Below are 12,914 nucleotides of genomic sequence, written 5' to 3'. Positions count from 1 at the left end.
CGTACCGAGCCCTGTATGGAGAGACCCGTATGACCCGCACCCGACAACTCCACCTCGCCGCCGAGATCGCTCCCGGCTCCCGGCGGGCCGGGCCCGGCACCGCCGGCCGTACCGTCGCGCTCGCCCGGCTCGCCGAGGGCGCCGCGCTCGACTTCGTCACCCACGACGACTCCTTCGCCGGACCCGGCCTCGACGCGCTCGCCGTCCTCGCCCGGATCGCCCCCGAGACCCGCTCCGTCGGTCTCGTGCCGACCGTCACCACCACCCACACCGAGCCCTTCCACGTCCAGGCCGCCGTCGCCACCCTCGACTGGGTCAGCCGGGGCCGGGCGGGCTGGCGGATCGCCGTCTCACCGACGGGGGCCGAGGCCCGGCTCGTCGGCCGCCGGTCCGCGCCGCCCACCGCCGAGCTCTGGCAGGAGGCGGGCGAGGTCGCCGAGGTCTCCCGGAAGTTGTGGGACAGCTGGGAGGACGACGCCGAGATACGGGACGTGGCGACCGGACGGTTCATCGACCGCCGCAAGCTGCACCATGTGAACTTCCAAGGGGCGACCTTCTCGGTCAAGGGCCCCTCGATCGTGCCCCGGCCCCCGCAGGGCCATCCGGTGACCGTCGTCGACGCCACCCGCCCGGCCGCCCGGGAGACCGCGGCCCACCACGCCGACGTGGCCCTGATCAGGGCCGCCTCCGCCGAGGAGGCCGCCGCCCTCCGCGCCGAACTGCGCCAAGGGGCCCGCGCCCACGGCCGGGACCCCGGGCAGCTGCGCGTCCTGCTCTCGCTGACCGTTGATCTCGACGCGTACGAGGGCGGGCCCGGGGCGCTCGCCGCGCTGATCGACGGCTGGCACGGGGGCGGCGCGGTCGACGGCTTCCACCTGGTACCGGCCGTGCCGGAGCGGGACCTGGAGCGGTTCGCCGGGGAGACCGTGCCCCGGCTCAGGGAGCGTGGGCTGTTCCGTGCCGCCTACGAGGGCGCCACCCTCCGCGGTCATCTGGGACTCGCCCGGCCGGTCAGTCAGTACGCGACGACGGGGGCAGGCGTATGAGCCGGGGCAGGAAGCAGGTTCATCTCGCCGCGCATTTTCCCGGCGTCAACTCCACGACGGTCTGGGCCGATCCGCGGTCCGGGTCGCAGATCGACTTCTCTTCGTTCGAGCATCTGGCGAGGACCGCCGAGCGGGGTCTTTTCGACTTCTTCTTCCTGGCAGAGGGGCTGCGGCTGCGCGAGCACGCGGGGCGCATCCACGACCTGGACGTCGTCGGCCGGCCCGAGTCCATCACCGTCCTGAACGCCCTCGCGGCCGTCACCGACCGGCTCGGTCTGGCCGCCACGGTCAACGCCACCTTCAACGAGCCGTACGAACTGGCCCGGCGGTTCGCCTCGCTCGACCACCTGAGCGGGGGTCGGGCCGCCTGGAACGTGGTCACCTCGTCCGACGCCTTCACCGGCGAGAACTTCCGGCGCGGCGGCTACCTGGACCGGGCCGAGAGGTACACGCGGGCCGCCGAATTCCTTGCCACCGCACGTGAGTTGTGGGACTCCTGGACCCCAGGCGGCGAGCAGAGGCCCTTCGCGCACAGCGGGCCGCAGTTCCGGATCGAGGGCGAGTTCCCCGTATCCCGCTCCCCGCAGGGGCAGCCGGTCGTCATCCAGGCCGGGGACTCGGCCGAGGGGCGGGAGTTCGCGGCCTCGGCCGCCGATGTGATCTTCACCCGGCACTCGACGCCGGAGGCCGGCCGGGAGTTCTACGCCGACGTCAAGGGGCGGCTCGCCCGGTACGGAAGGGACCCCGGCGACCTGAAGATCATGCCGGGAGTGACGTACGTCCTCGGCGACACCGACGCCGACGCGCAGGAGGCGGCGGCCGAGATCCGCCGTCAGCAGGTCTCCCCGCAGAACGCGATCCTCGCGCTCGAACAGGTCTGGGGCCGCGACCTGTCCGGCTACGACCCCGACGGGCCGCTTCCGGACGTCGACCCTGACCCGGACTCCACACTCGTCCAGGGCCGGGTACGGGTCGCCGACCCGGTCGGGGTGGCGAGAAAGTGGCGGGCGCTCTCCGAGGCCAAGGGCCTGTCGATCCGTCAGACGGTCATCGAGTCCGGCAGCCGGCAGTCCTTCGTCGGCTCCCCGGCCACGGTCGCGGCGGCCCTGGAGGAGTCCGTCGCCACCGACGCGGCCGACGGCTTCATCCTCGTCCCCCACCTCACCCCCGGCGGCCTCGACGACTTCGTCGACCGGGTCGTCCCGCTGCTCCAGGAGCGCGGGGTCTTCCGTACGGAGTACGCGGGCACCACGCTGCGGTCGCATCTCGGGCTTCCCGAGCCCGTATGGAAAGGTTGAACACCATGAGCACGGATCCACAGCAGGACTGGCAGCACTGGCACGAGCAGCGCGAGGCCGCGGTCGCCTCCTCGTACGGCCCGCTCTCCCTCACGGGCACCCACTGGCTCGCGGACCACCCCGAGGGGCGCGTTCCGGCCATTCCCGGCGAGTGGCGGGAGGACGGCGACGAGGTGGTCCTGACGGCGGGCGCCGAGGACGGACTCACCGTCGACGGCAAGCCCTTCACCGGCACGGTCCGGCTCACCGCCGACCACGGCCCGATCCACGAGTCCCGGGTCGAGTCGGCGGGCCGGCGGCTCGTGGTGCTGCGCCGCGAAGGGCTGTGGGCCGTGCGGGACTTCGACCCGGACGCGGAGGCGCGCCGCGCCTTCCGGGGCATCGAGGCCACCCCGTACGACGCGCGCTGGGTGGTGCCCGGTGTGTTCCGTCCGTACGCGCGGACGCGCAGCGTACGGGTGGAGAACGCCGACGGCCGGGAGCGCGGCCTCGGCCTCGCCGGGGAGCTGCTCTTCGAGCTGGACGGCGGCGAGCTCGTCCTCCAGGTGGCCGTCGAGGAGGACGGTTCCCTCTGGGCGGTCTTCGCGGACGCCACCAGCGGCCGGGACAGCTACCGCTTCCGTTTCCTGCGGCCTCCGGCGCCGGCGGCGGACGGCTCGGTGACGGTGGACTTCAACCGCGCGCTGCTGCCGCCGTGCGCCTTCGCCGACCACTTCATCTGCCCCTTCCCGCCGCCAGGGAACACGCTCCACACCGCGGTGGCGGCGGGGGAGCGGCGATTGAACCCGGCCTGAACAGGCCGTTTCCCCCGGTCGTACGGAGGAGGGGCGCCCCCTGCCACCACGGCCGGGGGCGTCCCCGCGTGCGGCGGTCTTGTGCGTCCGCTCCGGGAGGGCCACTATCACAGGCGGTGCATGTCAGGAACACGTCACCTGATGGCGCCTCACGGGCCTGCCACCCACGGGCCCCTCCGCTTTTCCCAGAAGGAGAACAGTGAGGAGCACAGTGAGGAACACCCGCACCCGCCTGCTCGCCGTCGCCGTCGGTCTCGCCGCCGCGACCGCCCTCGGACTCCCCGGCGCCCAGGCCGCCCCCGTACCCGGCCCCGCCGCAGCCGCCCAGCTCGCCCGCGCCGACGCCGCCGTCGAGGCCGCCGGGGTCGGCGGCACCGCCTGGTACGTGGACAGAGCCGCGGGCCGCGTCGTCGTCACCGCCGACTCCACCGTCACCGACGCCGGTCTCGCGAAGATCAGACGTCAGGCCGGCGCCGACGCGGCAGCCCTCCGCGTCGAGCGCGCACCCGGCGTCTTCAAGCCCCTGCTCGCGGCAGGGGACGCCATCTACGGCAACGGCTACCGGTGCTCGCTCGGCTTCAACGTCCGCAGCGGCAGCACGTACTACTTCCTCACCGCCGGCCACTGCGGCAACGTGGTGAACACCTGGTACGCCAACTCGGCGCAGTCCACCCTGATCGGCGCCACCGTCGGGTCCAGCTTCCCCGGCAACGACTACGCCCTCGTCCGCTACGACAACGCCTCGCTCGCCCACACCGGCGGCTTCACCGCCGCCGACGCCTACGTGGGCGAGTCCGTCAAGCGCTCCGGTTCCACCACCGGCACCCGCGGCGGCACGGTCACCGGGCTCAACGCCACCGTCCACTACTCCAGCGGCGGCACGGTCAAGGGCCTGATCCAGACCAACGTCTGCGCCGAGCCCGGCGACTCCGGCGGCGCGCTCTACGACGGCACCAAGGCGCTCGGCCTCACCTCCGGCGGCAGCGGCAACTGCTCCACCGGCGGCACCACCTTCTTCCAGCCGGTGCCCGAGGCCCTCGCCAAGTACAACGTCAGTCTCCTCTGATCCCGCACGGACACCGCTGATCCCCCACCCCCACAGGAGGAACAAGAAGTGACCACCCCCACCAAGAAGTTCCGGCTGCTCGCCCTCACCGCCGGCCTCGTCGCCGCCGCCGCGACGCTCGGCGTCCCCACCGCGAGCGCCGGCACCGCGCAGACGTTCAGCGCCACCCAGCTCTCCGCCGCGAGCGACGCCGTCCTCGCCGCCGACGTGGCCGGCACCGCCTGGCGCGTCGACACCGCCACCGGCGAACTCGTCGTCACGGCCGACTCCACCGTCTCCCAGGCCGAGATCGCCAAGATCAAGCGCCAGGCCGGGGCCAACGCCGGCGCACTGCGCATCGAGCGCACCCCGGGCACCTTCAACAAGCTGATCTCCGGCGGCGACGCCATCTACGCGAGCAGCTGGCGCTGCTCGCTCGGCTTCAACGTCAAGGACAGCGCGGGGAACTACTACTTCCTCACCGCCGGCCACTGCACCGACGGCGCGGGCACCTGGTGGTCCAACTCCTCGCACACCACCGTGCTCGGGAGCACCGCCGGGTCGAGCTTCCCGACCAACGACTACGGCATCGTGCGCTACACCAACACCTCGGTGACCAAGTCGGGCACGGTCGGCAGCGTCGACATCACCAGCGCCGCCAACGCCACCGTCGGCATGTCCGTCACCCGCCGCGGCTCCACCACCGGCATCCACAGCGGCACGGTGACCGGCCTGAACGCCACCGTGAACTACGGCGGCGGCGACATCGTCTACGGCATGATCCAGACCAACGTCTGCGCCGAGCCCGGCGACTCCGGCGGCCCGCTCTACTCCGGGAGCCGGGCGATCGGTCTCACCTCGGGCGGCAGCGGCAACTGCTCCTCGGGCGGGACGACCTTCTTCCAGCCCGTGACGGAGGCGCTGAGCGCCTACGGGGTCAACGTCTTCTGATCCCGGCCCACGCCGAGCAGGCCCCCGCCCTCCGGCGGGGGCCTGCTCCGTGGGTGGCCCTACGCGCGGACCTCGCCCACCTCCTCGGCGATCGGCTCCGCCTCCGGCCTCCGCTTCGGGTTCAGCGAGGACAGCACCAGGGTGACCGCGGAGCCGACCACCGCCCAGGCCGAGAGGACCAGCATCGAGGCGGTCATGTCGTTGCCCTTGAAGTACGCGATCGAGCGCGCCGCCCAGGTGCCCGCGCCCGGCGGCAGGGCGGGCCCGATCGCCCGCCAGAAGGGGGGCAGCATCGGCGCCGGGAACGCGCCGCCCGCGCTCGGGTTGCCCGCGATCACGATGAGCAGGATCGCCAGGCCGATGCCGACGATCCCGAACACCGACTGCAGGGCGAGGGTGGCGGCGCCCACCGCGAAGACCACCAGGGTCCCCAGCCCCCACAGGGCCGCGACGCTGCCGGGCAGGGCGCCGAGGACGGGGCCGACGATGAGCGCGCCGCCGAGACCGCCGAGGGCCGAGTAGAGCGCCAGGACCCCGAGGCGGATGATCGCGCGCTCCCGGTTCGCGGGCCGGGAGCCCGCGCTGATCGCCAGGATCGCGGCGCAGATGTACCCGCCGACGCACCACCCCACGACCAGGTAGAAGGCCGAGAGTCCGTCGAAGTCCTGCGCCGAGGCGGGGGCCACGTCGACCGTCCGTACCGTGCGCCCCTGGGCCCCCTCCACCTTGGTGAAGATCGCGCCGAGGGCGGAGGAGAGCACGGTGCCGCCACCGGAGGCGATGAGCAGGGTGTCCGTGCGGCCGGCGGGGTCGACGACCAGGGCGCCGTCGATGTCCCGGTTCATGATCTGCTTCCGCGCCTCGGCCTCGTCGGCGACCGCGCGGGGGTCGACGGGCGTGCCGGGGAGCCGCTCCAGCCGCCCGACGAGCTGGGCCGAGACTTGCTGCGGGGCGACGACGCCGAAGGGCACGTCCTTCGGCTTCGGATGGTGCAGGGCCCCGACGTACGAGGCGATGAACAGGAGCTGGAGGGCGAAGACGCCCACGACGAGCAGGGCGGCTCGGGGGGTGACGGCGCTTTTCAGTTCATCGACGAGACTCATGCCCCCACGCTCCGGGGCGGAGGACGTTTCCGCAGGTGGGATGGGGCCGAACGGGTTATCGCACGAACGTTCGAAAGTGAGCTAAGGTGGAAGCGAGGGGGTGGGAACGTACGTACGAATTCGATGCGAGTGCGGGAGGTGCACCGGCCATGCCAGGGTTCACGCACCTGCACACCGCCTCGGGCTACTCCCTCCGCTACGGCGCCTCGCACCCCGAGCGTCTCGCCGCCCGCGCCGCCGAGCGGGGCATGGACGCGCTCGCCCTGACCGACCGCGACACCCTCTCCGGCACCATCCGCTTCGCCAAGGCGTGCGAGAAGGAGGGTGTCCGCCCGCTGTTCGGCGTGGACCTGGCGTACGAGGCCCACGAGGCCCCCGTCGAGCGGGGGTCCGCCCGCCGGGTGCCCGTCCGGGGCGGGGCCTTCGTCGACGAGTCCGCGCCCCGCGCCCTCTTCCTCGCCCGCTCCCGCACCGGCTGGGCCACCCTCTGTGCACTGGTCACCGCCGCCCACGCCGGGGGAGGGGAACACCCCCTGCTGCCCCGGGCCGCCCTGGACGGCGACGGCGTGTCCGTCCTGCTCGGTCCCGCCTCCGACGTCGGCCGCGCCCTCGCCGCCGGCCGCCCCGACCGGGCCGCCCGGCTGCTCGCCCCCTGGCGCGAGCGGTACGGCGACGCCCTGTGCCTGGAGGCCGTCCACCACGGTCGCGCCGGCGCCGGACCCGGCTCCCTGCGGCTCGCCGCCCGCACCGTCGGCTTCGCCGCCGAGCAGGGCGTCCGGCCCGTCATCGCCAACGCCGTCCGCTACGCCGACCCCGGCCAGGGGCCGGTCGCCGACGTCCTCGACTCCGCCCGCCGCCTCGTCCCCGTCGACCCCCGCAAGGAGCTGGACAGCGGAGAGGCCTGGCTCAAGGGCGCCGACGGCCCCGAGGGCATGCTGGCCGCCGCCGAGCGGATCGTCGAGGCCGCCGGCTTCCGCCGGGACGCCGCCCACCGGCTGCTCGACCGGACCGCGGAGGTCGCCGCCGCGTGCCTGGTCGACCCCGAGGACGACCTCGGCATCGGCTCCGCGCACTTCCCGGAGCCGTACCTCGTCGGCGCGGAGTACCGCACCGCCCAGCGCGTCCTCGCCTCCCGGGCCGCCGCCGGCATGGTCCTCAAGGGGTACGAGAAGCGGCGCGACTACTGGGACCGGATGCACCGAGAGCTGGACGTCATCGCCCACCACGGCTTCGCCACCTACTTCCTGACGGTCGCTCAGGTCGTCGACGACGTCCGGTCCATGGGCATCCGCGTCGCCGCCCGCGGCTCCGGCGCCGGCTCCCTCGTCAACCACCTCCTCGGCATCGCCCACGCCGACCCCGTCGAGCACGGCCTGCTGATGGAGCGGTTCCTCTCCAAGCGCCGCACCGCCCTGCCCGACATCGACATCGACGTGGAGTCCGCCCGCCGCCTGGAGGTCTACCGGGCGATCATCGACCGCTTCGGCGCCGAACGGGTCGCCACCGTCTCCATGCCCGAGACCTACCGGGTCCGCCACGCGGTACGGGACGTGGGTGCGGCCCTCTCCCTGGACCCGGCCGAGACCGACCGGATCGCCAAGGCCTTCCCGCACATCCGCGCCCGGGACGCCCTCGCCGCCCTCGACGAACTGCCCGAACTGCGCGAACTCGCGGGCGAGAAGCAGAAGTACGGGAAGCTCTGGGAGCTGGTCGAGGCGCTCGACGCGCTGCCGCGCGGAATCGCCATGCACCCCTGCGGAGTGCTGCTCTCGGACGCCTCGCTGCTCACCCGTACCCCCGTGGTGCCCACCAGTGGCGAGGGGTTCCCCATGTCCCAGTTCGACAAGGAGGACGTGGAGGACCTCGGACTGCTCAAGCTCGACGTCCTCGGCGTCCGCATGCAGTCGGCGATGGCGCACGCCGTCGCCGAGGTCGAGCGCGCCACCGGGACCCGGCCCGACATCGACGCCGTCCCGGACGGCGACCCCGAGACGTACCGCCTCATCCGCTCCACCGAGACCCTCGGCTGCTTCCAGATCGAGTCCCCGGGCCAGCGCGACCTGGTCGGCCGGCTCCAGCCCGCGACCTTCCACGACCTCGTCGTCGACATCTCGCTCTTCCGGCCGGGACCGGTCGCCGCCGACATGGTCCGCCCCTTCATCGAGGCCCGGCACGGCCGCGCCCCCGTCCGCTATCCGCACCCCGACCTGGAGGAGACCCTGAGGGAGACGTACGGCGTGGTCGTCTTCCACGAGCAGATCATCGAGATCGTACGGATCATGACCGGCTGCGACCGGGCCGAGGCCGACCAGGCCAGGCGCGGGCTCTCGGACCCCGGGTCGCAGGGCCGGATCAAGCTCTGGTTCGCCGCGCGGGCCTCGGCCCGGGGGTACGCCGACGAGGTTGTCGCCCGCACCTGGGAGATCGTCGAGGCCTTCGGCTCGTACGGCTTCTGCAAGGCGCACGCGGTCGCCTTCGCCGTGCCGACGTACCAGTCGGCCTGGCTCAAGGCGCACCACCCGGCCGCCTTCTACGCGGGGCTGCTCACCCACGATCCCGGCATGTACCCCAAGCGGCTGCTGCTCGCGGACGCCCGGCGGCGGGGGGTGCCGGTGCTGCCGCTCGACGTGAACCGCTCGGCGGTCGCCCACCGTATCGAACTGGTGTCTGAATCACCGGTGCTCTGGGGGCTGCGGCTCGGCCTCGGCGACGTCCACGGCATCAGCGAGGCCGAGAGCGCCCGCATCGAGAACGGACAGCCCTACGCCTCCCTGCTCGACTTCTGGGAGCGGGCCCGCCCCCGCACCCCCGTCGCCGAACGGCTCGCCCAGGTCGGCGCGCTCGACGCCTTCGGCGCCAACCGCCGCGACCTGCTGCTCCACCTCACCGAACTCCGCCGCGTCCACCGGGGAGCAGCCTCCCACGGCGGTCAACTCCCGCTCGCCCAGGGCGGGAAGACCGCCCCCGTCGGCCTGCCCGACCTCGACGAGACCGAACGGCTCAGCGCCGAACTCGGCATCCTCGGCATGGACGCCTCCCGCCACCTCATGAGCGACCACCACGCCTTCCTCCGCGAACTCGGCGTCGTCTCCGCCCAGCGGCTGCGCTCCGCCACCCACGGCCAGACCGTCCTCGTCGCGGGAGCCAAGGCCGCCACCCAGACCCCGCCCATCCGCTCCGGGAAACGCGTCATCTTCACCACCCTCGACGACGGCACCGGCCTGGTCGACCTCGCCTTCTTCGACGACGCCCACGCGGCGTGCGCCCACACCATCTTCCACTCCTGGCTGCTGCTCGTCCGGGGCGTGGTCCAGCGCCGCGGCCCGCGCAGCCTCAGCGTCGTCGGCTCCGCCGCCTGGAACCTCGCCGAACTGGTCGAACTGCGCGCCTCCGGCGGCCTGGACGCGGTGGGGGAGCGGCTCGCCGAAACGGCACCCGTCGCCGGAAGCACCGACAACGGCCGTCGCATCACGATGTCCACCGGCTACGAGATGAACCCCTGGGCCGACCTCCAGCCGGCCGGGGAAGGCACCACCACGCCGGCGCGGAAGCTCTGGCACAGCAGCCCCGGGAGCGCGGGATGATCCTCTGCGTACGATTCCGGCTGGAATCCACGGACGAAGCGGTACTGCCCCGACTGGTCGACCTGCTCCGCGAGTTCACCCCCGTCGTCGAGGCGGCCCCGCCCTGCGAGGCGCTCGCCGACGTGCGCGGCGCACTGCGCTACTTCGGCCGGACCCCCGCCGAACTCGCCTCGGTCATCCGGGTCCGCGCGCTCGCCCTGTACGGCGTCGACTGCGTCATCGGCGCCGGACCCAACCCGATGCTGGCCCGGCTCGCGGCCCGTGAGGCCCGGCCCGGTGCCACCCTGGTCGTCGAGGACCCGGCCGCCTTCCTGCGCGACCGGCCGGTCGTCGCCCTCGACGGCGTCGGCCGCGCCACCGCCCGTACCCTCTGCGGCTACGGACTCGACTCGGCGGGCCGCGTCGCCGACGCGCCGCTCGCCGTGCTCCAGCGGCTCGTCGGCGCGAAGGCCGGCCGTGAGCTGTGGGAAAGGGCGCGGGGCATCGACCGCACCGCCGTCGTCCCGAACGCGGTCTCCCGGTCGATGGCCGCCGAGCGCTCCTTCCCGCGCGACGAGACCGACCGGACCGAGCAGCGCAGGGCCCTCCTCTCGCTCGCCGGCGAGCTGGGCGCCCGGCTGCGGACCGAGGGCCAGGTCTGCCGCTCGCTCGCGGTCACCGTGCGGTACGCCGACCGCAGCACCACGACCCGGAGCCGTACCCTGCCCGAAGCGACCGCCCACTCGGCCGCGCTCACCGCTCTCGCATACGCGATCCACGACTCCCTCGGCCTCCAGCGGGCCCGGGTCCGGGGCATCGCCCTGCGCGCCGAGGGCCTGGCGGACGCCGAGGGGGCCGCGCACCAGCTGTCCCTGGACCCGGCGGACGAGAAGACCCGGCGGATCGAGGCGGTGGCGGACCGGGCACGGGCGAAGTTCGGCCCGCGGGCGATCCTCCCGGGCTCGCTGGCGGCCTGACCGCCCGCTCGTCGACGTCTCGTGACGACACATCAGTTTTTTACCGACGCGTAACTTCCCAGCCGTGGCTACCGGTGCGTAGCTTGGCTGGAGAGCATCCCCACTTGTGGTCCGGACCGCAGGGCACAGCACCCCCACTTTCCCCTTGAGCCGCAAGGAGATCGCCCGATGCTGTCCGCGAAGTCCTGGAAACGCGCCGTCAGAGCGCTGTCCGTCCTCCTGCTGACCGCCGCCGCCACCCTCGCCCCCACCGCCGCCGCGCAGGCCGACGCCGCCTCCAGCCGTGGCTGGAACGACTTCTCCTGCAAGCCGTCCGCCGCCCACCCCCGCCCCGTCGTCCTCGTCCACGGCACCTTCGGGAACTCGTGGGACAACTGGCTCACCCTCGCCCCCTATCTGGTCGACCGGGGGTACTGCGTCTTCTCGCTCGACTACGGCCAGCTGCCCGGTGTGCCCCTCTTCCACGGGCTCGGCCCCATCGCCGCGTCCGCCGGCCAGCTCGGCACCTACGTCGACCGGGTCCTCGCCGCCACCGGCGCCCCCGAGGCCGACCTCGTCGGACACTCGCAGGGCGGCATGATGCCCCGCTGGTACCTCAAGTTCCTCGGCGGGGCCGACAAGGTGAACACGCTCGTCGGCATCGCCCCCGACAACCACGGCACCACCCTGCTCGGCCTCACCAAGCTCCTGCCGTACTTCCCCGGCGCCGAGGACGTCATCAGCTCCACGACCCCCGGCCTCGCCGACCAGATCGCCGGCTCGGCCTTCATCACCAAGCTCAACGAGGGCGGGGACACCGTGCCGGGGGTCCGCTACCACGTCATCGCGAGCCAGTACGACGAGGTCGTCACCCCGTACCGCTCCCAGTTCCTGACCGGCCCGAACGTCACCAACGTCCTCATCCAGGACAAGTGCGCGCTCGACCTCTCCGAGCACGTGGCGATCGGCACGGTGGACCGGGTCGCCTTCCACGAGGTGGCCAACGCCCTCGACCCGGCCCACGCGACCCCGACCACCTGTCTGTCGGTGGTGGGCTAGCCCCGGGTCCGGCGCCGCCGGGCCGTCCCGAAGAGCACTGCCGCACCGAGCGCGAGCACGGCGGCGCCACCGACCGCGAGGTACGGGGTGGTGGCGTCGCCGCCCGTCTCCGCCAGCTCCACACCCGGGGCCGAACCGGCGTCGGGGGCGGGCGCGTTGGCGGACGGCTTGTGGGTGGGCGGCGCGGTGGTCACCGCCGCGTCACCGCCCTCGCCACCCCCGTGGCCGCTGTGCCCGCCGTGCTCGACCGTGGACTTGTCCGCGCCGTCCTCGACCTGCTCCTCGGTCGGCGCGGAGGCGGTCGGGGCGGGAGCGGCCGATGTCGGGGCCGTACCACCGCCGTCCTGCCCGAACACGACATCGGAGCAGGTGTAGAACGCCTCGGGGGAGTCGGAGCGCTGCCAGATCGAGTAGATGAGATGACGGCCGGACTTCACGGGCACGGTCCCCCGGAACACGTACTCGCCGTCCCGCATCTCCGGATCGGTCACCGTCGCGAACGGCTCGTCCTCCAGGTCCGACCACGTCAGCGGCTTCGTCGGGTCGTAGCCGTCCTTCGTCACGTACAGCGCGAAGGTCCCCCTGTGCGGGGCGGTCCCCTTGTACCGGAAGGTGTGCGCACCGGACGTCATGCCGCTCGCCGGCCAGTCGGCCCGCGCCAGATCGAGCCCCCGGTACTTGTCGTTGCCCGCGCTGCACAGCTTGCCGTCCGGGATCAACCGCCTGTGCTGCCCCGCCGCGTCGGCGATGTTCACCGCGTTCCAGTCGTAGAACGCCTGCGCCCCGCTCGCCGCCACGGCCGCCTTGCACGCCGCCGACTTCGGCGCCTCGGGCCCCTCCGCGTAACAGGCCGCGACCCGGCTCACCGGATCCGTCATCGACCCGTGCGCGAAGGCACCGGGCGCGACGGCGAGCCCGGACAGGACCAGGGCGGCTGTGGCGGCGGCCGTGGCCGTACGGCGAGAGGTCATGGGGGGACAACTCCTTCATGAGGGTGCGTGTGGGGTTGCCGAGCAAACTAGCCCCGGGAGAAGCGCGGACGACGGCCTTTAGGGCCGCGTTAAGGCGGGCGTAAGAGGAGGCTGAGGAACAGCCGGGG

At 73.4% G+C, this 12,914-nt stretch carries 10 protein-coding genes; 8 read left to right on the top strand and 2 right to left on the bottom strand.

Going from position 1 to position 12,914, the window contains the following annotated elements; genetic code table 11:
- Positions 1-29: 29 nt before the first annotated feature.
- From ACZ51I_RS26585 to ACZ51I_RS26565, 5 genes are all read left to right on the top strand, one after another.
- The gene (locus tag ACZ51I_RS26585; RefSeq protein WP_468880467.1) at positions 30-1,046 is read left to right on the top strand and encodes an LLM class flavin-dependent oxidoreductase; all 1,017 of its coding nucleotides are present in this window, start codon (positions 30-32) and stop codon (positions 1,044-1,046) included.
- Positions 1,043-2,344: an NtaA/DmoA family FMN-dependent monooxygenase gene (locus ACZ51I_RS26580; protein WP_468880465.1), complete on the top strand. Its 1,302-nt coding sequence runs from the start codon at positions 1,043-1,045 to the stop codon at positions 2,342-2,344. Before ACZ51I_RS26585 ends, ACZ51I_RS26580 begins: the two co-directional genes overlap by 4 nt.
- Before the next feature lie 5 nt (positions 2,345-2,349).
- Positions 2,350-3,138 (top strand): DUF1684 domain-containing protein, encoded by a 789-nt coding sequence (locus ACZ51I_RS26575; protein ID WP_468880462.1) that lies wholly within the window; start codon positions 2,350-2,352, stop codon positions 3,136-3,138.
- A gap of 211 nt (positions 3,139-3,349) precedes the next feature.
- A complete protein-coding gene (locus ACZ51I_RS26570) occupies positions 3,350-4,204 on the top strand; it encodes a S1 family peptidase (RefSeq protein ID WP_468880459.1) in 855 nt (284 codons plus the stop codon).
- 48 nt (positions 4,205-4,252) lie between these two features.
- A complete protein-coding gene (locus ACZ51I_RS26565; RefSeq protein ID WP_468880456.1) occupies positions 4,253-5,134 on the top strand; it encodes a S1 family peptidase in 882 nt (293 codons plus the stop codon).
- A gap of 59 nt (positions 5,135-5,193) precedes the next feature.
- Here the strand turns inward: ACZ51I_RS26565 and ACZ51I_RS26560 are convergent, their stop codons facing one another.
- Positions 5,194-6,237, bottom strand: coding sequence for an ABC transporter permease (locus tag ACZ51I_RS26560; RefSeq protein ID WP_468880453.1), 1,044 nt, complete (start codon positions 6,235-6,237; stop codon positions 5,194-5,196).
- Positions 6,238-6,386: 149 nt separating this feature from the next.
- On the opposite strand from ACZ51I_RS26560, the gene ACZ51I_RS26555 reads away from it, so the two are divergent.
- The 3 genes from ACZ51I_RS26555 to ACZ51I_RS26545 all read left to right on the top strand — a co-directional run bounded on the left by ACZ51I_RS26555 (position 6,387) and on the right by ACZ51I_RS26545 (position 11,815).
- Positions 6,387-9,821, top strand: coding sequence for a DNA polymerase III subunit alpha (locus ACZ51I_RS26555; RefSeq protein ID WP_468880450.1), 3,435 nt, complete (start codon positions 6,387-6,389; stop codon positions 9,819-9,821).
- Positions 9,818-10,777, top strand: a complete 960-nt coding sequence (locus tag ACZ51I_RS26550) for a DNA polymerase Y family protein (protein ID WP_468880447.1) — start codon at positions 9,818-9,820, stop codon at positions 10,775-10,777. Before ACZ51I_RS26555 ends, ACZ51I_RS26550 begins: the two co-directional genes overlap by 4 nt.
- 168 nt (positions 10,778-10,945) lie before the next feature.
- A complete protein-coding gene (locus ACZ51I_RS26545) occupies positions 10,946-11,815 on the top strand; it encodes an esterase/lipase family protein (RefSeq protein WP_468880445.1) in 870 nt (289 codons plus the stop codon).
- Here the strand turns inward: ACZ51I_RS26545 and ACZ51I_RS26540 are convergent.
- The gene (locus ACZ51I_RS26540) at positions 11,812-12,786 is read right to left on the bottom strand and encodes a lytic polysaccharide monooxygenase auxiliary activity family 9 protein (protein WP_468880442.1); all 975 of its coding nucleotides are present in this window, start codon (positions 12,784-12,786) and stop codon (positions 11,812-11,814) included. The genes ACZ51I_RS26545 and ACZ51I_RS26540 overlap by 4 nt on opposite strands.
- Positions 12,787-12,914 lie beyond the last annotated feature (128 nt).

This window comes from Streptomyces sp. NPDC034084 (assembly GCF_055575535.1).
The sequence above is the reverse complement of the archived record's forward strand: the minus strand, read 5'-3'. Positions and strand labels throughout refer to the sequence as shown.

What these genes read in the sequence shown, in the direction of transcription:
- ACZ51I_RS26580 (WP_468880465.1), top strand. Translation starts at nt 1,043, where the DNA reads ATGAGCCGGGGCAGGAAGCAGGTTCATCTCGCCGCGCATTTTCCCGGC.
- ACZ51I_RS26540 (WP_468880442.1), bottom strand. Translation starts at nt 12,786, where the DNA reads ATGACCTCTCGCCGTACGGCCACGGCCGCCGCCACAGCCGCCCTGGTC.
- ACZ51I_RS26545 (WP_468880445.1), top strand. Translation starts at nt 10,946, where the DNA reads ATGCTGTCCGCGAAGTCCTGGAAACGCGCCGTCAGAGCGCTGTCCGTC.
- ACZ51I_RS26575 (WP_468880462.1), top strand. Translation starts at nt 2,350, where the DNA reads ATGAGCACGGATCCACAGCAGGACTGGCAGCACTGGCACGAGCAGCGC.
- ACZ51I_RS26585 (WP_468880467.1), top strand. Translation starts at nt 30, where the DNA reads ATGACCCGCACCCGACAACTCCACCTCGCCGCCGAGATCGCTCCCGGC.
- ACZ51I_RS26550 (WP_468880447.1), top strand. Translation starts at nt 9,818, where the DNA reads ATGATCCTCTGCGTACGATTCCGGCTGGAATCCACGGACGAAGCGGTA.
- ACZ51I_RS26555 (WP_468880450.1), top strand. Translation starts at nt 6,387, where the DNA reads ATGCCAGGGTTCACGCACCTGCACACCGCCTCGGGCTACTCCCTCCGC.
- ACZ51I_RS26560 (WP_468880453.1), bottom strand. Translation starts at nt 6,237, where the DNA reads ATGAGTCTCGTCGATGAACTGAAAAGCGCCGTCACCCCCCGAGCCGCC.